Source organism: Gemmatimonadota bacterium (assembly GCA_040882465.1).
Classification (GTDB): domain Bacteria; phylum Gemmatimonadota; class Gemmatimonadetes; order Longimicrobiales; family Gaopeijiaceae; genus JBBEBG01.
On the sequence record JBBEBG010000034.1, the window covers coordinates 40,054 to 60,115 of the forward strand.

At 66.3% G+C, this 20,062-nt stretch carries 22 protein-coding genes and 1 tRNA gene; 2 read left to right on the forward strand and 21 right to left on the reverse strand.

Features of this window, described 5'->3' with window-relative positions; genetic code table 11:
• Positions 1-10 precede the first annotated feature (10 nt).
• The 7 genes from WEG36_12375 to WEG36_12405 all read right to left on the reverse strand — a co-directional run bounded on the left by WEG36_12375 (position 11) and on the right by WEG36_12405 (position 4,092).
• Complete coding sequence (locus WEG36_12375) at positions 11-196, reverse strand: hypothetical protein (protein ID MEX1258406.1); 186 nt, start codon at positions 194-196, stop codon at positions 11-13.
• A 54-nt stretch (positions 197-250) separates the two neighbouring features.
• Positions 251-499, reverse strand: coding sequence for a helix-turn-helix transcriptional regulator (locus WEG36_12380; GenBank protein ID MEX1258407.1), 249 nt, complete (start codon positions 497-499; stop codon positions 251-253).
• Positions 500-730: 231 nt separating this feature from the next.
• Positions 731-970, reverse strand: a complete 240-nt coding sequence (locus WEG36_12385; GenBank protein ID MEX1258408.1) for a hypothetical protein — start codon at positions 968-970, stop codon at positions 731-733.
• 149 nt (positions 971-1,119) lie between these two features.
• Positions 1,120-2,577, reverse strand: coding sequence for a phage/plasmid primase, P4 family (locus WEG36_12390; protein ID MEX1258409.1), 1,458 nt, complete (start codon positions 2,575-2,577; stop codon positions 1,120-1,122).
• Positions 2,574-3,377: a bifunctional DNA primase/polymerase gene (locus WEG36_12395; GenBank protein MEX1258410.1), complete on the reverse strand. Its 804-nt coding sequence runs from the start codon at positions 3,375-3,377 to the stop codon at positions 2,574-2,576. Before WEG36_12395 ends, WEG36_12390 begins: the two co-directional genes overlap by 4 nt.
• Before the next feature lie 184 nt (positions 3,378-3,561).
• Entirely contained in the window at positions 3,562-3,912 is a 351-nt protein-coding gene (locus WEG36_12400) for a helix-turn-helix domain-containing protein (protein MEX1258411.1), read from the reverse strand.
• 3 nt (positions 3,913-3,915) lie between these two features.
• Complete coding sequence (locus WEG36_12405) at positions 3,916-4,092, reverse strand: DUF1778 domain-containing protein (GenBank protein ID MEX1258412.1); 177 nt, start codon at positions 4,090-4,092, stop codon at positions 3,916-3,918.
• Positions 4,093-4,179: 87 nt separating this feature from the next.
• On the opposite strand from WEG36_12405, the gene WEG36_12410 reads away from it, so the two are divergent.
• Both WEG36_12410 and WEG36_12415 read left to right on the forward strand, forming a co-directional pair.
• Complete coding sequence (locus WEG36_12410) at positions 4,180-4,917, forward strand: hypothetical protein (GenBank protein ID MEX1258413.1); 738 nt, start codon at positions 4,180-4,182, stop codon at positions 4,915-4,917.
• Complete coding sequence (locus WEG36_12415; protein ID MEX1258414.1) at positions 4,907-6,187, forward strand: site-specific integrase; 1,281 nt, start codon at positions 4,907-4,909, stop codon at positions 6,185-6,187. The genes WEG36_12410 and WEG36_12415 overlap by 11 nt, the downstream gene beginning before the upstream one ends.
• A gap of 115 nt (positions 6,188-6,302) precedes the next feature.
• Here WEG36_12415 and WEG36_12420 read toward each other — a convergent pair.
• The 14 genes from WEG36_12420 to WEG36_12485 form a co-directional block, all read right to left on the reverse strand.
• Positions 6,303-6,375 (reverse strand) — tRNA-Gly (locus WEG36_12420).
• 73 nt (positions 6,376-6,448) lie between these two features.
• Positions 6,449-7,927, reverse strand: coding sequence for a tetratricopeptide repeat protein (locus WEG36_12425; GenBank protein MEX1258415.1), 1,479 nt, complete (start codon positions 7,925-7,927; stop codon positions 6,449-6,451).
• Between the two features lie 224 nt (positions 7,928-8,151).
• Positions 8,152-9,975: an excinuclease ABC subunit UvrC gene (uvrC, locus tag WEG36_12430; protein MEX1258416.1), complete on the reverse strand. Its 1,824-nt coding sequence runs from the start codon at positions 9,973-9,975 to the stop codon at positions 8,152-8,154.
• A complete protein-coding gene (gene murJ, locus WEG36_12435) occupies positions 9,972-11,543 on the reverse strand; it encodes a murein biosynthesis integral membrane protein MurJ (protein ID MEX1258417.1) in 1,572 nt (523 codons plus the stop codon). The genes uvrC and murJ overlap by 4 nt, the downstream gene beginning before the upstream one ends.
• Complete coding sequence (locus WEG36_12440; GenBank protein MEX1258418.1) at positions 11,527-11,817, reverse strand: hypothetical protein; 291 nt, start codon at positions 11,815-11,817, stop codon at positions 11,527-11,529. Before WEG36_12440 ends, murJ begins: the two co-directional genes overlap by 17 nt.
• Before the next feature lie 47 nt (positions 11,818-11,864).
• A complete protein-coding gene (bshC, locus tag WEG36_12445; protein ID MEX1258419.1) occupies positions 11,865-13,478 on the reverse strand; it encodes a bacillithiol biosynthesis cysteine-adding enzyme BshC in 1,614 nt (537 codons plus the stop codon).
• Positions 13,475-13,951 (reverse strand): 23S rRNA (pseudouridine(1915)-N(3))-methyltransferase RlmH, encoded by a 477-nt coding sequence (locus WEG36_12450; GenBank protein ID MEX1258420.1) that lies wholly within the window; start codon positions 13,949-13,951, stop codon positions 13,475-13,477. Before WEG36_12450 ends, bshC begins: the two co-directional genes overlap by 4 nt.
• Positions 13,948-14,976 (reverse strand): tetraacyldisaccharide 4'-kinase, encoded by a 1,029-nt coding sequence (locus WEG36_12455; GenBank protein MEX1258421.1) that lies wholly within the window; start codon positions 14,974-14,976, stop codon positions 13,948-13,950. The genes WEG36_12450 and WEG36_12455 overlap by 4 nt, the downstream gene beginning before the upstream one ends.
• On the reverse strand, positions 14,973-15,602 hold the full coding sequence (locus WEG36_12460; protein MEX1258422.1) for a lysophospholipid acyltransferase family protein: 630 nt from the start codon (positions 15,600-15,602) through the stop codon (positions 14,973-14,975). Before WEG36_12460 ends, WEG36_12455 begins: the two co-directional genes overlap by 4 nt.
• Positions 15,599-16,771, reverse strand: a complete 1,173-nt coding sequence (gene lpxB, locus WEG36_12465; GenBank protein MEX1258423.1) for a lipid-A-disaccharide synthase — start codon at positions 16,769-16,771, stop codon at positions 15,599-15,601. The genes WEG36_12460 and lpxB overlap by 4 nt, the downstream gene beginning before the upstream one ends.
• Positions 16,772-16,778: 7 nt before the next feature.
• Complete coding sequence (locus WEG36_12470) at positions 16,779-16,913, reverse strand: hypothetical protein (protein ID MEX1258424.1); 135 nt, start codon at positions 16,911-16,913, stop codon at positions 16,779-16,781.
• On the reverse strand, positions 16,888-17,910 hold the full coding sequence (locus WEG36_12475; GenBank protein MEX1258425.1) for a Gfo/Idh/MocA family oxidoreductase: 1,023 nt from the start codon (positions 17,908-17,910) through the stop codon (positions 16,888-16,890). Before WEG36_12475 ends, WEG36_12470 begins: the two co-directional genes overlap by 26 nt.
• Positions 17,907-18,716: an acyl-ACP--UDP-N-acetylglucosamine O-acyltransferase gene (lpxA, locus tag WEG36_12480; protein ID MEX1258426.1), complete on the reverse strand. Its 810-nt coding sequence runs from the start codon at positions 18,714-18,716 to the stop codon at positions 17,907-17,909. The genes WEG36_12475 and lpxA overlap by 4 nt, the downstream gene beginning before the upstream one ends.
• Entirely contained in the window at positions 18,713-20,005 is a 1,293-nt protein-coding gene (locus tag WEG36_12485) for a bifunctional UDP-3-O-[3-hydroxymyristoyl] N-acetylglucosamine deacetylase/3-hydroxyacyl-ACP dehydratase (protein MEX1258427.1), read from the reverse strand. The genes lpxA and WEG36_12485 overlap by 4 nt, the downstream gene beginning before the upstream one ends.
• Between the last annotated feature and the right edge of the window lie 57 nt (positions 20,006-20,062).

The window sequence follows — 20,062 nt, forward strand, 5'->3', positions numbered from 1 at the left end:
CACTCGTGATTCATCGGTCCCCCACGCACTCCCAGGCGTTCACTGCGGTGGCCGCGGCCACGAAGGTCGATCGCGGCATATCGAGCTCGGCACATGCGGCGTCGATCAGGCGGAGCTGCTCGGCACTGACCGGCACCCGCAGATTGATCTTCCGACGCGGTTCGGATCGGCCTCGGGGACGGTTTCGATTCTTCATGGCTTCAAATCTCGCGGGTCGGAATGGATCGCGAATCACCGAAAACGGCTATTTTTAGGTTGCCGCTCCATTGGCAACTGCGTAGGCGCGGATCAGCCGAACGGACGGGGTTCCCGACCCCGGGAAGAGGCTTCCAGCGTGCCGGATTTGCGCTCGGATGGTGTGCGGCGACCTGCACAACTCCGCAGCGATCTCGGCCTGCGAAAGCCCGCACGCGAGGAGCCGCGCGACTTCGCGCTCGCGCTTCGACAGCTTCGCTGTCCAGACGAGCCTGAACTCTGGCGGGAATGCCTCGTGGCTCACGTCGCGCCTCCGTCGCTCGGCCGGATCTCGCTGGCGTCGACCTCGAACCGGCACCCGCAACGACACTGGATCGAAAGCCGCCCGCGGCCCGGGTCGCCCAACCGGCGAATTGGCGGGACCTTGCCGCAATCGGGGCAGCGCGCCCACCGGGAGGATCGTGAACTCACGGGAACCACCAGCGGAGCTCCCAGGCGAGGAGCTGGATCCGCGAGAAGATCGAGCGAAGAAGGCTCACCCCTCGCCTCCGTTCGATAACTCCTCGAGGGCCGCGCGGAGTTTCGGGAGAGCGCCGGCCGGGAGAACGAGCGGGAGCGCATCCCACCCGCAGCGGTGGAATCCCTCGCCGATACCCCAGCCCGCCGCGATGACGAGTGAGTCGGGCGCGAGGGTGATCCGTACGACCTGGCGGCCGGCACCGAGTGGGAGGTCGATGGAGCGCACCGTCGAGGTCTGCACGGTCGGGTTGGTCATGGAGTCGTCAACTCCCGCACGGCCAGGGTTTTGATCGTGGCACCAGCGTCACCGGCACTTGAGCATTGTTTCTCATACGCGCGCGCGTAGAGGGGAACAAGCAACCCCTGGTGACACTGGTGACACCTTGGCGCGCCGAATCGCAGAACTCAGTTAATGGCATCTGTTTGCGCCGTTTCGTGTGAACCGTCTTCTAGGCCAACTCCAATCCAGAATTTCGGCCGCCTCGTCTTCCCATCCGGGCCAGTCACCCGACGTTGCTGTTTGAGCGCCCCGTTCTCGGTGAGCCAATCGGTGAGTCCTTCAGGACGCACTTTGCCTTCGGAGTCCGTCCACTCACCGAGAAGCCCCTGGAGCTCCTGGGCCTGAATTTCGAGACCCGTCCGGAACACGAGTCCACAGTCGGATGCGAACCGGGCGAAGGTGTCTTCCTTGTTGCGGTAGTCGAGGGTGGCACGGATCACAGCCTCGGGTTCAGAGAGCCCTTCGGCCTGCCACTGGAGGCACCCTTCCACGAGCCATCGCAGGATGCCCGGAGCTTCGGAGGCTAAAACGTCATCGAGGTTCGGATCGGCGGCCTTGCCGGTGAAGGTGTTCTTCCACTCGACAACCCGGATGCGCCTCCAGATCCCGGTATCCCGTCCCCCGATTTCGGGGAGGTGATTCGTCTGGAGCCAAAGCGAATGTGTGGGGTCGAATGACCACGGGTCTTCCCGCATCCTCCGGGCACGGATCCGGTCGCCCCCCGTCAAATTCTTGACGGAAGCTTCCGCGAGCTTCACCCGCCGGTCCGTCTCGACCGCGACCGCGAGTCGGGTACGAAACAGGTCTGCGCGTACCGTGTCGTGCTCTTTAAACTTCGTCTCGACCAGGAGCGAGAGATGCACTTCGACAGCGAGTGGGCCGAGGACCCGCTGTAGGGCCCGGAGAAATGTGCCCTTCCCGTTCCCGCCGAGTCCGAAGTGAATCACGAAGACGTGATCGCGTTGTGAGCCCACGAGTGCGGCGCCGGCCACCCGCTGGACGTAGGACCGCACGCTCGCGTCCGGGAACCACTCCTGGAGGGCGCGTTCCCATCGGGGGGCCTCGGCGTCCTCGTTCCAGGTGACGGGACACCGCAGGGCCATCAGGTCGGAAGGAGAAGCGGGACGGAAGCCGCCGGATTCCCGAAGGTCGAGCACTCCGTTCTCGACCCCCAGGAGCCACCCGTCCCGGTCCAGGTCCTCGTGATCGAGCGGGACACCCTCGATCCCGCGTGCCAGGTCCACCATACCGCCGATACCGTGGGCATTGAGGGAGCGGAAGGCGAACTTGAACACCTGTTTGGCGGTTGCCGCGTCGGTCATTGCTGCGGCTTCCTGTTTGAGCGCCTCCCCCACGTCCTTTGCGAGCTCGCGCACCTGCACGTCGCGGAAGTCCTGCACCCAAAATCCGTCTTCCCCGCAAACCACCCAGCGCCCCCATGGCGCGATGTAGCGAAGCCGCTCCCCATGGATGCGGATTAGCCGAGTAGCGTTACTCGAATCCGTGAGCGTTTCGCCCGGGGGAGTCGTCTCGGCCGCGCGACGGTGGAGCTCGGCCTGGAGGTCCAATGCGGGGCCGCTCATGCCGGAACCTCGATCCCGCGTGCCCCGAACGCGCTCTCGATCGTCTTCCCGATCTCGTCATCTTCGAGACCAGTGTTCCGTGCGGCGAAGGTCAGGAGATCAACGAGCTTTCCGGCGTCCGCCTCGCCGGTTGCGACGAATCGGGACAGGCTCCACGCGGCACGGTTGAGGGCGTTGTTCCGGTCGCCCTCCGGTGAGTTCGCCAGCTCCAGGCACTCCGACTCGATCGCGGCGATGACGTAGGCGCGACGGCGCGGAGTCCCAGCGTCAACCGCAGGAGTCGTCGGAGGGGTCGTCCGTGGAGCCGGATCCGGCCGCCGGAGGAGCGCGGCCACAGCGGGCGGGAGCGGCCGGATCTCTTCAATCTTCCCGAGCGCCTGGTACCTCTTACCGGATGGATGGAAGGAGGGCGGAAGTAGCACAAAACCTCGATCCGCCCGTACGTCTACGAGTCCCCGTAGCTTCCGGTTTCCGATGGTGCCGCCGGGATGCTGGAAATAGAAGTGCGATCCCCGAGCCGTCTTCACTATCATCGTTGGCTCTGCGAGAACCCCGAGTCGTCTCAGCTCCTCGCCTCCTTCCGGGCTGTCCACGTCGAGCACGATCAGCCCCGCGCGGCCGGGTGGGAACCCGATGTTCGCCGCCGGCCAGCGGGACCACCATTCGGCAATGGTGGCCGGGTCCATCGTCGCGTCGAGAAAGCCGTTCGGCGTAAGCGGCTCCTTCCCGCGCGGAACGACCGGGAACACCAACCACCCGTGAGAGGCGTACCGGAGCGCCGCGTCCCGAAGGCGAGTCAAGCACCACCTCGCACCCACGGAAGGATCTCCGGGCGGCCGCATCGACAGATCGCGAGGAGGTCGACGTCCTCGCCGGTGACTACGCGCCGCAAATCCGCTTCGGCGAGAGGCCGCCGGCATGCGGCGCACCGGGCTCGGTCGGCGATGAGATCCGCCCGCAGTCCGACAGGCCACGCGACGCCCGTCAACCCTTCCCTCCCGTCCGGATGCGCCGGCGATATTCACTGAGGTCCGACGGGTCGCTCGGATCCTCGGACCCGAGGTCGGCAGCGTCCCGCAAGGACCGGAGCGCCGCCCTCGGGATTCGCCATTCGCGGCCGGCCAGACGGTACGCTCCCACGAGTCGGCCCTGGCCGGCCCACGTGCGGATCGTGGACGGCGCGCGGCCGAGAATGCTCCCGGCCTCGGCGACGGTCAGATCCACGTCTCGGGACTCTCCAGTCTCCTCGAGGATGCCGGCGATCCAATCGCGAGGGACCAGAGAGCCCACCGGGATCTGCTCTAGTGCGGACGCGAGTCGGGCGTGGAGATTCACGATCTACGCGCCCAGGTCCCGGCGGGCGGCGTCGAGGGCGGCCTCTCGCATGTAGGACGAAAGGTGGTCGGGCCGCCGCGCGGCTGCGGCCTCGATCAGGGCCCGCTCCGCGTCCGACAAGCGGACTGGGATCGGGGATCGGCGGGCGCGACTCGGGACCGGGATGCGACCTCTCCTCACGTTGGGTGCCTCCTACTCTTGCGGTGGGCCTCGGCTCGCGTATATCGTTACGTATGCGGCACAAGGATGTAACTGCAAGGAGGAACCGTGGAGATCGATCTGAAGGAAGAGCGGCGGCGTTCGCGCGAGCGGACAGGCGAAGTCGTCCTCGACGCACGCGGACCTGAGCTGGTCCTCGCCGAAGAGCGGGCCCACGCGGCCGAGGGATACGTCCAGGGACTAAGGTCGAAACTTCTCGGGACGGAGACTCCGCTAAGGCGTCAGGCGGACGGATCGGGTGGCGTTTGGGTCGGCGCTTCCCCAATTGACGAGGCGTTGAAGCAACTTGCTCTCGCTACGGGGTTTCTGCATTCGGACGTGCGAGACTGGGTGGTCTACGGGGAGCGACCTCGCCTGCACCGTGCGATCATCGGCATTCGCGAACACCACGAAAACCTGCCGGATGGCACGGTCCTCCGGCACCGGTGTGCGACGCTGACCCTGCACGCACCAATCACGGAGCGTGAGATCCGGCGCATTCACCGTGAGCACCTCCGGGACGCCTGGAGCGAGGGGACGGATCCGATATCTGCCCTCACCCTCAAGGGGCCCGACGTCAGCGAGCTCGACTATCACCTCCTGCGCCTTCGGCAGAAGAATCGGGAGGCGGCATGGTCGGAAATCCTAAAACTGTGGAGGCGCACGCCCCCCACCGGACACGACCCCGGCGAGTGGAAAAGGCGCCATGCGAAGGTCTCTGTGGAGGCCCTAAAGGTTCGTTGGCATCGAATCCCGGAAGAAGTCCGAGACCAATTCACCGCCGAGGAGGAGACTCATGACTCGTAAGACCCGACTCTACACGAAGCGAGGACGCTTCTACGGCGACTTCCGGGATCTCGGCGGGGGCCTGGAGGCCCTGAAACCGAAGGGAGAGCGGATCGCGACGACGGATCCGGACGTCGCGGCGAAGATCGCGTCCGACCGAGTGACCGAGCTCGAGGCGGCGAAGAAGGATCGGGACTCCGGTGCGAAGGCACGCGCGCTCGGGATCGAGCGACCGAAAGGGGCCGGCCTCAAGTGGTACGCGGCCCTCCACCTCAATCAGAAGGAGGAGGACGAAGAAGTCGTCGCCTCGTGGCTCAAGCAGACCGAGCGCCACCTCCAGACCGCCGTCGACTATTTCGGAGCCGCCACCGAGATCGCTTCCCTCACTCCGCTCGACATGGGCGGTTTCGTGAAGCACCTGAGGGGGCTCTCGAACAAACGAGGCGGCACGCTCTCCGACACGACGGTCCGAAAGCACCTGAACTCACTCTCGAACCTCTACCGGCGCGGAGTCTCGGACGGATACGTGACCGTGAACCCGGTGGCGGACATGTACTCGAAGCCCACAGAGAACAAGGTCGAGGCCGACTTCCTCTCCGCGAAAGAGGCGGCGGTCCTTCTCGAAGCGGCGAGGACGTACCGCGCTCCAGTTGAACCCGAAAGGCAGGATCACGGAGGTGCCATCTCAGCGAAGCCGAACCCGCACCTCTACCCGATTCTCGCGACGTTTCTTCTCACGGGCGCCCGGAAGTCGGAGGTGCTCGGTCTCGAGGTGGACGACGTGAGCCTCAGGCTCGGGAGAATCTTCATCCGATCCAACAAGTGGCGGCGGCTCAAGACGAAAGGGTCGACCCGCGAGGTCCCGCTCTGGCCCCAACTCCGCACGATCCTCGAGGCGTACTTCCTCGAGCGGGCCCAGGACGGCGCGACGGGCGATCTGCTCTTCCCGTCGAACAGGGGACAGACTGAGGGAATGATCCGTGATCTGCGAAAGGCGCTCGACAAGATCGGCGAGCGCGCCGGCTTCCCCGCCGGCCACGTTCGGCTCCACATGCTGAGGCACACCTACACGGCCGCTCGGATCCAGACGCTGGATCGCGGGGCGCCGGTCTCCCTCTACACCGTCGCTCGCGAGCTCGGCCACTCCTCCCAGAGCATGATCGAGGAGCGGTACGGCCACCTGCACGGGAGAGCCGTCGACGGTGGATCCGCGGAGGTAGAATTCCGAATCGAGCACCACCGGGAGAGCGCGGACGCCACCCTCGAGGAGGCTACAGTGGGGGCCCGGTAACACGCTCCCGGGGGCCTGTTTGTTACCCGATCTGTTACCGGATCGCGGGATGAGGGGAAAGAAAGAAGGCCCCGCAGGGAGTTCGCTCCCTGCGGGGCCTTCACTTTCGGTCCAGAGCGGGCGACCGGGTTCGAACCGGCGACCCTCAGCTTGGGAAGCTGATGCTCTACCAACTGAGCTACGCCCGCAACCGCCCTGGAAAAATCCCTTCCGCGCGACCCGAGGTCAAGGCACCCGCGGGGTCAATCGATGGGCGGCTGGTTATGGAACTTCGTACCGATAGCCTCCGACATCGGCGTCCGTGACCAGATCCACCTGGAACTGGACCGACTCCCCGATCGCGGGGAGCGTGACTTCGAAGCTTTCCGATCCGGCGAGGCTCCCGTCCAGCCCATAGAAGTGCATTTCCATATTCACGTCCGTCCCCGGACTTCCGCCGGCCAGAGTCGTGACCCTCCCGGCCACAGCCCACCCGTCCGGAAGCTGACCCATCCCGATCCCGGTGATCTCGAAGGGGAGCGCGTTAAAGCTTTCCAGGTATGGATCGACCTCGCGATCCCGGCCCAGGCGCGCGAGAGCGGTGATCACCATGCGATAAGCGTTGCTGCTGTGGGTGTCCACCTCGAGGAGATCCTGCCCCACGTCGAACGACTCGCCCCAGAGGCCCGGGGCGGCGGTCGAGTCGGCCGCGTCCGCCGCGAAATAAAGTGACTGAGCGTAGTTGTAGAGCGGGTCCCGGGCCTCCGGGATCATCTCATGCGCACGCGCGAAAGCCCTGGCTGCCTGCACCTCGTTTCCCCCTTCCGAGAGCCCCGTGCCAATGTTGACCAGGTCGCGGGCACTGAGGTCCGGGCGCTGGAGCAACTCGTCGTAAATCGCCTGGGCTCGGGCGGTCTCACCGGCGAGGACGAGGGAGGCCGCAAGATTGCTGATGACGCTCAGGTCGTCGGGAAGGATCTCGCGCACATCCTCGAACACCTCGGCGGCCTCCGCATAACGCTGCTCCTGGAAGAGAAGTTGCCCGGCATTGAGCAGGGCGACCTCTCGAGCCAATTCCCACTCTGCGCGAAGCTCCGCGTCCTCGATGCGATCGGCCCGCGGTCCTTCGACCACCTCGACGGCCTGGAGGAAGAGGTCGATCGCGTCACCGGTGCGGTCTCGGTCCGCGTAAATGCCCCCGAGCTGAATCATCGCCTCGGGGCGGCCCTGGTAGATGGAATGGGCGCGCTCGAACGCCGGGGCCGCATCGCCCGTCCCGGCGAGGACGATTTCCACGCCTTCGTTGAAGGCTTCGATCCAGGACAGCTCGCGGATGTAGTCCGTCTCCACCACAAAACGCGGGAAGATGGCTTCCGCACGCTCGAACATCTCTCCGGCCATCGAGTAGTTCCCAAGCCCCAGATAGGCTTCGCCCGCCTGGAAATACGACTGGGCGTTTGTGGGGTCGAGCTGGATTCCCGCCTGGGCGGCTTCCAACGCCGACTGGTAAAGCTCCTGCTCCCGCGGCTCCTCGGATGCCTGAGAAGCCTGCAGCAAGTAGAGGGCGGTCAACCCAGTCTGCTCGTTGTCGCGGGGCGGGTCACCCTCCGGGAGCTCGAGTACCCATGCCGGAAGGTCGTCGCCCTCGACCGGCTGCGAGATCGTTTCGAACCCCTGCTCGTTGGCCCCTCCGCCACTGGCACAACCCGCAACGATGAGAGCAATGCCAAAGAGGCTCGTGACTGCACGCCGGACGTTCATCCAACTCCTCCTGGTGATCCTCGAAATGGAACTCCGAACAGGGACCCCGATCCGGCGCGGCAACGCGGATCGCAGTGGCACCCGCCGGAGGGCTTCCCGATGAGCGTGACCCCTACGATGAGGGTAACCCTTCAAGTTACGGAGGATCCCTGCGCGCCGTCAAACCTTTGAGGTTTCCCGGAATACGAGGTGACCTGCAACGACCAGGGTGGAGGTCCAGGCGATCAGTTCTTCAGGTGCAGGAGCACGCGCCGCGCGAGGACTTTGGAGAACCCCGGAAGGGCTTCAAGCTCGTCCTCGCTCGCCTCGCGGACTCCTTTCACGGAGCCGAAGTGCGTCAGAAGGGAGCGCTGGCGGGCCGGGCCCACCCCCGGAATCCTACCGAGTTCGCTCGTGAGGGTCCTCCGGCCCCGCAGCTTGCGATTATACCCGAGGGCGACGCGGTGCGCCTCATTCCGGATTCGTTGGAGCAATCGGAGTGCCGGATCCCGACGGGAGAGCCGAAGAGGCTCCGCCAGCCCAGGACGAAAGATCTCTTCCTGCCTCTTCGCGAGCGCGGCCAGCGCGATCTCCGGCGCGCCGATCCGGGACAGGACCGGCTCGACCGCCGAAAGCTGGCCTTTGCCCCCGTCCAGCAGGAGGAGCTCGGGGAGAGGTTCGCCCTCCGCGATCCGCCGCGAGAGGTACCGTTCGACAACTTCCCCCATGGAGCGGAAGTCGTCGTTGGTCCACCCCCCGCGGATCCGCATCTTCCGGTACAGGCTCTTTTTCGGCTCTCCGTTTTCGAAAACGGTCACGCTCGCGACGAGTTCGCTTCCCTGGGTGTGTGAGATGTCCACGCAGGCGATGAGGCGCGGCACGACTTTGAGCCCCAGCCGTTCCTGGAGGTCGTAAAGGATGGAGTCCGCTCGTTCGGGGGCCCCCTCCTGGGAAAGCACGCGTTCCTCGAGAATGGCGCGCGCGTTTGATACGGCAAGCTCGATCAACCGTGTCTTGTCGCCCCTCTCGGGGACGAGAAGACGCACCCTGTGGCCGGCGCGTTCGGTCAGCACCCCCTCCAGGACCTCACGGTCCGCAAAGTCCATGGGGAGGAGGACCTCATGCGGAAGATCCCGGTCGGCTTCCGTTCCACCCAGGAGGTAGGCCTGGGTCGTGAAGCTGCCGAGAAGATCGGAGTCGGACTCTTCCGCGATCCCGTCGAAGCGATGGCTCTCCCTTCCCAGGAGCACGCCGCGCCGGATCTTGAGCACGACGGCGGCTCCCAGGCTCCCATCGCGAGCGATCCCCAGAATGTCCCGGTCGCCGCCATCCGTCCCTTCCGCCCTTTGCTCCCGCGAGATCGAATCCAACCCGCGCAATACGTCGCGGTGGCGGGCGGCGTCCTCGAAGCGAAGCTCCCGGACGGCAGCCTCCATTTCCACCGCAATTTCCTTGCGCACCGCCTCGGTCTTTCCGCCGAGGAGCCGAAGGATCTCGCGGATCATCTCGCCGTATTCCCGTTGCGATTGAAGCCCCACACAGGGCGCCTTGCAGCGGCCGATGTGATAGTCGAGGCAGGGGCGCGGGGGCGCCTCCGAGGGGAGGTCGTACAGGCAGGACCGAACCGTGTAGAGGCGCTTCACGACGTCGAGGGCCTGGCGCACGGGGCCCACGGAGGTGAAGGGACCAAAATACCGGGCCCCGTCGTTGCGGATACGCCGAGTGACATAGACCCGCGGAAAGGGCTCCTGCGTCGTCACCTTGATGAAGGGATACCGCTTATCGTCTCGAAGTTGAATGTTGAACCGAGGCTGGTGCTCTTTGATCAGATTGGCTTCGAGCACGAGCGCCTCGGCGTCGGATCCGACGACGATCGTCTCCACGCCGTGGGCCCGTCTCGCGAGCTCCTGGATGCGGATCCCCCGTCCCGCATCGCCTCGGAAGTAACTGCGGACCCGCGTCCGCAGGGACTTGGCCTTTCCGATGTAGAGGACCTCCCCCTCCTCATCCATGAAGAGATAGACCCCTGGAGAGGTCGGGAGGTGATCCAGCTCGGTTGGGGCGATCACGGCTTCGGACGGCGGTTCGGGCGGAGCCCCTGCAGGGGTTCGGAGACTCCGAGGAGGATCGTGGCGACGAAGTATACCCCGCCGAAGGGGAGAAGCGTTCCGGCCGCTTGGATCAAGGGGGGGGTGCCCGCGAGGAGGAGGCCCGCCGCAAGCCCCGCGGCGCAGCCGGAGCCCGCCGCCAACCAGATGCGGGCGAAGGTCCCCGGTGCGCTTCCATGGGGCCCGATCGTCCGCTGGAGTGCTCTTCGGAGGAGGAGGAGTTCGGTCCACGCCCCGACCGTGGCCCCCAGCGCGAGGCCGGCTGCCCCGAGCCGGAGCTCGCCGACACCCAGCCGGTCGAGGGGAAACATGAGCGCCGCTCCGACCCCGAACGAAAGTGCGACCCGTAGGTAGGCGACGCGCGCGGGAGTGCGCGTGTCGTGCATGGCGTAAAAGGCGGAGGAGAGGAGCCGCGAGACTGCCGACGCCGGCATCCCGAGCGCGTAGGCTCCGAGGACCCCCCAGGTCGCGAGCACTTCCGTGGGGCCGAAGGCGCCTCGTCCATAAATGACGGCCGAGATCGCGTCCCCGAGGAAGAGGTAGGCCAGCGCCGAAGGGATCAGGAAATACGCAACACGCTCGATGCCCCGTCCCACGTCCCGTGCGAGCGCTTCCCGGCCCTGGCTCCGAATTCGCGAGAGCTCGGGAAGCTCTGCGGCCGCGACGGAAAGGCCGAACAGGGAGATCGGAAGGATGTAAAGCGTCTGCGCGTAACGCAGGAGCGCGATTGCGCCGCTGGCCAGGTAGGAAGCGAGCGCCACATCGAGCAGTCCGCTCAAGTTCACCGCGCCACGAGCGCTGACCATCGGGACGAAATTTCGAAACGCCTCCGCGACGCCTTCCGCCTTCGTCGCGAGCGAAGGGCGAAACTCTCCGAGGAGCCGGACAGCCACCGGCATCAGGATGCCGAGTTGCAGCGCACCCCCGGCCACGGCACCCCAGGCGAGGACGTTCGCGAGCGCCTCGCCGGAAAGCTCCCAGACCCATCCGCCGCCCACCATCGCGACGATCATGGCCGCGTTCCACGCGATCGGCGCTGCGTACGAGAGAAAGAAACGGCGGTGTGTGTTGAGGACCCCGAGCGCCCAGGCCGAGACGGCCAGGCTCGCGGTCATGGGAAAGAGGATGCGGACGAGACCGGTGGTCGTCTCCTGGAGTTCCGGCGCAAACCCGCCGGCGACGATCCTCACGATCCAGGGCGCCAGCAAGATTCCAAGAACGGCAAGCAGGCCCGCGGCGACCGTCAGGAGCCCGAAGACGGCGCCGGCGAAACGCGCCGCTTCCTTTTTTCTCCCCTCTTCGAGCAGCTCGGCGTAAATAGGGATGAAGGAGGCTGAGAGCGTCCCCTCTCCGAGGAGGACCTGCAGGACGTTCGGGGTCCGAAGGGCCACGCCCCAGGCATCCGCCACCGGGGAGACGCCAAAGAAGTGTGCGAAGACGCCTTCCCGGACCAGCCCCGTGATCCGGCTTCCCAGGATCCCGGCGGCGACCCGGTACGAGGCGGAAGAACGGTCAGGAGGTGGGGTCACCGCGGGGCGGCAGCCGAGACCGGTCTGTGGGCGACCGTTCGGTGAGTAGCTTCTGGAAGAAGTCGGATTCCTCGGTGAGGCGCCGTACGTCCTCGTTGAGCCGCTCCACCTCGCCTTCCAGCAAGCGAACGCGGTCCGCGAGCCTTTCCGGCGTTTCGAGCTGGCCCCGGCGCTCGACTTGCGCAGCGATCGCGCGCCCCAGCCGGGAGTCGAGGATCGTGGAAAGGACCTCGGGAATCAGGAGCGCGACGACGATGATGACGATCCACCACATGTGCGAAAGCTACCTCCGAAAAAGTGCGGGGAGCAACCGCATGTGCCTCAAGGGAGTACGGCCTGTTTCACCCGTTCATTCACTGCGTCCAGGAACGCGTCGTCGTAGCGGATGAGATAATAAAATGGATTGAAGACCCGCTCTTGTGGCCGTCCGAGAGGAAAAAGATGAAGCTGCGCCTTGGCCGCCTGCGTCAATGCGACCTCATTTCTGCGCTTCAGGCTTTGCAGAATCTTCCTTTCCACATCCGCGAGAAGCTGCCCGCTCTGGCTCCTCAGGGCATCGAGCGGGCCTCGAAGCGTAGGATCGATGGGTATCGTGGCCTGCTCGAGCGCGTCCGCGCCGGCGGCGAGGGAGCGCTCCAGGGCCCGGAGCGCATCATGGACCTCACCGGGCATCTCCTCTCTCGCGAGCTTTCCGGCCAGCTCATGCTCCGCAAGTGCAAGGTCTTCAAGCCCCAGTGCGAACTTCCGTAGGATCTTTTCCACCTTCCCCTCGAGGACGGAGAAGGCCGCGCGGGGGTGGACGATCGGGCGTTCGACGCCGTGCGCGGAAAATACGGACGCGGCGTGGGGGAGGTACGCGATTTCTCCAGGGCCCGCCACGTAGGAGAGGGTGGGGAGAAGTGAGGCCTCCACCACGGGTCGAAGGAGGACGTTGGGGCTAAGGAGCGACGGGTCGTCCGCCGCGCGGGCGGTGACATCGTCGAAGGAGAGGACCGTTTCCGAACCGCGAAGTCGGAGGCGGGTTCCATCTCGAAAAATGCGCTCGCGCCCGGCCGGGCCTTCGAAAAAGAGGTTGGTGGCCCCTTCGAGAAACGGAACCTGGGGCTCGAACCCTGCTTCGCGAACGCGGACGTCGAAGGAGGCGAGGGACTCTTCCCGTTCGGCGCTCTCTGTGAGCTCGCGAAGAAGGAGGGGAAGTGATCGGGCCTTCAGAGCCGAATCGTGCGCAAAGAGCAGGAAGACACCTGCGCTCCCGAGGAGGTCGGCCATGATATGCCGGAATCCGTCGGCGAGCGTCTTGCCGGGCGCATATCCCTCGGAGAGGAGATCTTTCCACCGGGGGAGGAATTCAGAGCCGGGATGGAGGCCGCAGAACTTTTCTACCGCATCCGTGATCTCCGGTCCGACCGCGACGCGGTGGAGGGGCTTCCCTGCCGCTCCCGCCGGAGGTGGCAAAGAGACCTCGCTCAGAACGTTTTCCAGGTTCACGACGTGGACCGCGGCGACGTCTTCCCAAACATGGTGCTCAGAGGCGATCCAGAATACGGGAAGCACGGGACGGCCGAGCACGCCTTCGAGACGTCGGGCGACCGCCGCCGCGGTGAGTCCCTTATAAAGCGCGTAGAGGGGGCCGCCGAAGAGTCCCGGCTGCTGCCCCGTGGTGACCATGAATCCCCCCTGGCCCACAAAGGCTTCGAGGCGCGCGGCGGCGCCGGGCCCGCCGCCGCTCAGATGCGTGGCCACCTCCCGAAGCGCTGCCGCGTCGAAGCGGCGTTCGACCTCCCGGGCCTTCGCCTCGTACGACGCGATTTCGCGGGGATCGCCGGGGAGAAGGGCCGTAGCGCGAGGCTCGAGGCCGAGCCAGGCCTCGGCGAACCGTGTGCCGGAAAGCCGCCGGGGTTCCACATTCACGAGGGGAGCGCCCGCTCGGCTCACTCACCCCCCTTGTGATAAGGTTCGCCGCGGAGAATCGTGCCTGCGCGGTAGAGCTGTTCCGCGAGGATCAGGCGGGCCGCCGCGTGTGGAAGCGTCATCCGCGACAAAGAAAGGGCGCGGTCGGCGCGCCCCGCGATCTCGGGGTCTACCCCGAAGGCACCGCCGATGACGAACGCGACGCCGGGGGACCCGGCCAGGGCCCGGTCACCCAGCTCGCGTGCGAGGTCTTGTGAGGACATCCCCTTTCCCTCCCTGGTGAGCACCCAGATTTCGGCGCGGGTCGGGAGCCGGTCGCGGATCCGGCGTGCTTCCACTTCCCGGACACGCGCTGGGTCCTGCGGTCCCCCTCCGGCCCCCGCTTCCACTTCAGTGACTTCCAGCTTCCAATACCGCCGCGCGCGGCTCTCGAACTCTCGGATGGCGGGCTCGAGGATTCCCTTGGCCTTCCCCACCACGAGGATCCAGATCGTCATGGCGAGGTCCCCGAGCGAAGCCGCGCCTCGAGCGCGTTGAGGATCTCGGTCTCGAGGGTCTCGGGTGGATTTGGAACCAGGGGAAGCACCCGAACCTCCGGGAGGAGTTCCCTGAACGGGGCGAGCTTGACCGCGTCTTTCTCCGTGGTGGCGATCCATGCGCCGCCCGCGGCCCGGCGGATCGAGACCGCGTCCCGCGTGGTGAAGGCATGGTGATCCGCGAACGCGAGGTGCCCGGAAGTGGCCCCTACCCGCGACAGGACCGAGCGAAGAAAAGGCTCCGGGGACCCGACCGATGTAATGACCAATGGTGGGCCGGCCGGCGGCGGGAACGGATCTCCGCCGAGCGCGCACCACTCTCCGTCCCCCAGGGAGAAAACGCGCGCGGAAGGGATCCCCCTGAGGCCGGAGAGCGCGTCCACCAGCCGGTGGGCCGGCGGGAGCTCTGCGCCGCCTTTCGCGGTCACGAGGACCAGATGGGCCCTCCGAAGGGCAGAAAGGGGTTCTCGAAAGGGTCCTCGGGGGAGGAGCCGCGGAGGAAGCGGGTGTTCCGGTGACAGCAGGACCAGATCCAGGTCGCGCAGGAGCTGTCGGTGTTGAAACCCGTCGTCGAGGACGGCGATGTCCGCGCCTTCGGCCGCAGCGGCCTGGACCCCACGCACACGGTTCCCAGAGGCGACGACGGGGACTCCAGGGTTCCAACGACGGTGGAGGAGGATCTCGTCCTTTCCGTACCCTCGGAGGACGATGGCCGGCTTCCAACCACGGTGCGCGAGCGTCCGGGCCAGCCAGGCGGCCACAGGGGTCTTGCCGGTCCCCCCGACGGCGAGGTTTCCGACGGAGACGACCGGGATTGGTCCGCGCCTCCCCGGCAGGACCCCGCTGTCGTAGAGGAAACCTCGGAGTCGCACGACGGTCCCAAAAACGGCGGAAAGTGGCGCCGCGACGAGGGTGAGCCCGGTCGTGAGGAGTCCGGGCTCACCGCGCCACATCCGCCGGACCGACCTCTCGAGAGGCGCTCTCATTCAACACCGCCGTTCAGGAAAACTTCGATCGCGCGGGCCTGCGTAGCGAGATCGGGCTCGCTGGCGTCCCGGGGCACGACCTGGGGCTGGCCGTAACGGATGCGCACGCGCGCGAAGGGTTTGGGGATGGCGAACCGATCCCAAGAGTCGAGCCGCCACGCACGGTCGAGGGAGACGTGTATGGGAATGATCGGGGCTCCCGAGAGCTGAGCGACGACGAGGCCCCCCGGTTTGAACACCCCGGCCGGCCCTTTTGGACCGTCGGGGGTGATCCCCGCGTCTTTGCCATCCTTCAAGGCGCGCACGAGTCCTCGGACTCCCGCGACTCCCCCGCGGGTGCTGGAACCTCGGGAGGTCGCGAAACCCATCCGGTGAATGACGCGGGCGATGTATTCTCCGTCGCCATGTTCACTCACCAGGACCACGATTCCCTCCCGGCGGTGGAGGATGGTGAGGGGGAGGATCCAGGTATGCCAATGGGCATAGATGACCGGGCGCCCCACTTGGTGGAAGGCCTCCACGCGCTCCTTTCCGGAGATCTCGTAGCGCATCGATGCGCCTATGGCCGCGAGCGCCTCCGCCCCGAAAAAAGATGCCGCCCGAAATTGAAGCTCGCGCCGAGTCATGGGACGCGTGCATCCTCACCACTTCCCACTCGGCCGGCGAGGATCTCCGCGGCGAGATCCGCGACCCGCCGCGAGGCTCCGGGCGTCCCCAGGCGTTCGCGAACCCGAGCGAGCCCTTCGATCATGACCCTGCGTCGTTCCGTGTCGCCCAGAAGCGGGGCCACGGAAGCCGCGAGGTTGTGCGGGGTGACGTCACCCTGAAGAAGCTCCGGCACGACGCGGGAGCCCGCGACCAGGTTCGCGAGCGCGACGTGTTCCACCCGGACGAGTCGTCGCGCGAGAGCGAAGGTGAGGGGAGAGGTTCGATAGGCCACCACGAAGGGGGTACCCTCGAGGGCCGCTTCGAGGGTGGTCGTCCCCGACTTCACGATCGCCGCGCGAGCATGCCGGAGGAGTGCTCGTCCGTCACGAACCACTGTCGCGCCCAGCGCGGCGGGCGTCGGAAGCTCGACGCCGCCGGCGTGCGCGACCGCGAGCTGGAGCCCGTAAACATCGTTCCCCGCGACTCTCCCCGCCTCCAGGAAGGGAGTGAGGTGGCGGTTCACCTCCTGGGGGCGGGACCCGGGGAAGAGGGCGAGGATCGGTCGCGCCGCGTCGAGTCCGTGCGCGGCGCAGAAGCTCTCCCGCGAAGGGACCGGCTCGTCGCGCTCCAGCAGCGGGTGCCCGACAAAGGTGGCTTTCCCCCCTTCCCTCTCGAAGATCTCCTTCTCGAACGGAAGGATGACCGCGATCCGGCTTGCGTCTCTGGCCAGCTGGGCCGCGCGTTTCGGTTTCCACGCCCAGACCTGTGGCGCGATGTAATAGAGCACGGGGAGGCCTGCCTTCCGGGCCCGCCGAGCCACTCTCAGGTTCAGCCCTGGGTAGTCCACCGGGATCACGAGATCCACGCCGGCCTCCCGCATCAGCCGCGCGATCCTTCGCTCGAGCCTCAGGAAGTAGGGCAGTCGCGAGACGACCTCGGTGAACCCCATCACCGCGAGGTCCTCGAGTTTGGCGATCAGCTCGACTCCGGCCCCGGCCATCCTGGACCCGCCGGTGCCGAGGAGCCGGACTCCGGGAAACTTGCCGTGAAGGGCGTGCGCGAGATGGGCGGCGTGGAGGTCCCCGGACGGCTCGCCCGCAAGGAGGAGGATGACCGGGGGCGTCACGAGCGGGCTCGACCCGGTCACTCGAGGATCAGAACGCGACCGTGAGGTACCAGATTACGGCGCCTGCGAGGATCAGGAGGACGACGAGGCCGCGGGTCTTGAACCCCTTCCGCACGTCGATCCAGTCCTTCTTCCGGTCACGTCTTACTCGAATCAGAGACATAGCTGCTCACAATCCGGTCTTGGATGGCGAGGGCGGTCGCCAGGGCGTCCCGCCCGTCGCGGCCGGAAACGCGGGGAGTCCTTCCTTCTCGAATCGCCTCCAGAAAGCTCTCCAGCTCGCGGCGCAGAGGTTCCCCTCCCACCGAGGTGAGCGGAATCCGCTCCACGATGCTCCAGATTCCTCCCGGGATCTCGCCGACGGGCCGCTCCTTCCCAACCCCCGCGAGCGTTGGGAGATCCCCTTTCAACCGGAGGAATTCTCCCGTGCCGTCTGCCAGGTTGAGGCTGAGGTACCCCGAGCGCTGAAAGATGCGGAGCTTTCTCATCCTCTCCGTGGAAACCCGGCTTGCGGTGAGATTCGCGACCGCGCCGCCCTCGAAGGCGATCCGTGCGTTCGCGATGTCCACGGAGGGAGTGAGCACGGGAATCCCGGTGGCCTGGATGTCAGCCACCGGACGCCCCACGAGGCTCGTGACGAGGTCCACGTCGTGAATCATGAGGTCGAGGACGACGGCGACGTCGGTGCCCCGCTCGGTAAAGGGAGCGAGGCGGTGTGACTCGATGAAGAGGGGAGTATCCAGGAAGGGGGCCGCCGCGACCAGCGCGGCGTTAAAGCGTTCGACGTGCCCCACCTGTACGAGTGCCCCCTTTCGGGTGGCCGTCTCGAGAATCCGATCGGCCTGCGCGAGGTCGGCCGCGATCGGCTTTTCGATGAAGACGTGGATGCCACGCTCGAGGGCCGCCACCGCAACGGGCTCGTGAGTCAAGGTCGGCGTCGCGACGACGAGTGCGTCCACCTTGTCGAGGAGTTGGTCGAGCGAGGGGAAGGCGGCAACCTCGAGCTCGTGCGCGACCTCGGCGGCCCGCTCCGGGCGGGGCTCGAAGAACCCGACCATGTCCGTGCCGGGAAGGGATCGGGCGATTCGCGCGTGATGGAATCCGAGGCTTCCTACTCCCGCGACCCCGATCCGGACCTGGGGGGAAGGCAACCGCGTCAAAAGGTGATCCCTCGCTCCGAATTTCTGATGAAGTCGAGGAAGTGCGTCACCTCGGGAATCCCTTCGACCTCTCCGGCCGCGCGGGCAACGCCCTGCGTGACGTTCAGGTCCGATTGGAAAACGATGCGATATGCCTTCTTCAGGGCCGCGCGCACCTCGGGCGAAAATCCACGCCGCTCGAGGCCCACGGAGTTGAGGCCGTAGAGCTTGGGGGGGCTTCCCGCCACGCGGCAGTACGGCGCGACATCCTGCGAAATCCGCGACGCGCCGCCGACGAAGGCATGAGCTCCAATTCTGACGAACTGGTGAATCGGGGTGAGGCCGCCTACGATCACCCAGTCTTCGATTTCGACGTGCCCGGCCATGTTGACCGCATTCGAGAGGATGACCTGGTCACCGAGCCGGCAATCGTGGGCGACGTGCGTATAGGCCATGAGGAGACAGTCGTTTCCGACTGAAGTGAGCCCCGATGCGTTCGTACCTCGATTCAACGTCGCGTACTCTCGGATCACCGTCCGGTCCCCAACCACGAGGCGAGTTTCCTCCCCGGCGTACTTGAGGTCCTGTGGGGCGGTCCCGAGGACGGCTCCTTTATGCACCGAGCATCCGGCGCCGATGGTCGTATCCCGCTCGATGAAAACGCCCGGACCGACGACCGTCCCCGCTCCGATTCGCACCCCGGGCCCGATCAGGGTCCACGGGCCAACGACGACGCCGGCTTCGAGCTCGGCCGCCGAATCCACGATCGCCTGTGGATGAATGTCAACGCCTTCGATCACTTGGGGATCTCGGCGGGGCGCGGTCATCGGTCCATGATCCGAGCCATCAACTCGGCTTCCGCCACGAGCTGTCCGTCCACGAATCCTTCCCCGCGCATTCGGCAGACCCCCCGTCGAAGCTGCAGAAGCTCGAGCTCGAAGACCAACTGATCCCCGGGGGTGACCGGGCGGCGCCACTTGACGTTATCCAGGGACATGAAATAGACGACCTTGTCCTCGGGATTCTCCACGGCATCCATCATGAGGAGGCCCCCGACCTGCGCCATCGCTTCGATGATGAGGACCCCGGGCATGATCGGATGCCCGGGGTAGTGGCCCTGAAAAAAGGGTTCGTTGATGGTCACGTTTTTTACGCCGACGATCCGTTTTCCCGATTCGAAGTCGATGACCCGGTCCACGAGGAGCATCGGATAACGGTGCGGGAGATACTGAAGTATCTGTTGGACGTCTACGATGGGCGCCCCAGCCGGATTGCGGCGGGCCGCCTTGGAAAGCTCGCGCGCCAGCGCGACGTTGCCGCTATGGCTAGGGCGCTCCGCCACGACGTGAATCTCGAGTCGCGCGCCGATGAGAGCGAGGTCTCCGACCATGTCCCCGACCTTGTGACGAAGGAACTCGTCCCGGAAACGGAGGTCGCCGCCCAGAATCCCGCTCTCGTCGAGGACGACCGTATTTTCCATCGAGGCGCCCCTGGCAAGTCCACGGGCTCGCAGCGCTTCCGCTTCCGACGCGAACCCGAACGTCCGCGCCGGAGCGATTTCGGAGGCGAAGGATCCGTGGTCGAGCCGGAACGAACCGTATTGGCGCCCGATGGCGGGATGAGGAAACTCGATCGTCGCCGAGATTCGGAGAACGTCCGACGGGGTCGCCACGTATCGTGACCCTTTGTCCCCTGCGTAGGTCACGGCATCAGGAATGCGAAGGACGGGAACTTCTTCGTCGAGTTCCTGGGTCCCCGCCCCCTCGAGCGCCTCGAGATATTGGGCGAAGCTCCCGTCCAGGATCGGCGCCTCCGGGCCATTCACGTCCACGACCGCCCGCGTGATTCCAGCGGCGGTGAGCGCCGCCATCACGTGCTCGACGGTCAGGACGCGCGCGATCTCACCGGCGGCGAGCGTGGTCCCCAGCTCCGTGGCGACCACGTGGTCGAGGTCGGCTGGAATCTCGGCCGCCCCCTCGAGATCCACCCTTCGAAAGATGATTGACTTGGCCGCCGGAGCGGGTCGAATGGTCACCGAAGCCTTCTCGCCGGAATGAACCCCGACCCCGGAAAGGGTCACGGCGGTGCGAAGGGTGCGGTGCTTGGGTCCGATCATGGGGGTCCTGGCGTGGATTCGCCGTTCGCGCCACAGGGTGCGTGAGCCTGGAACGCG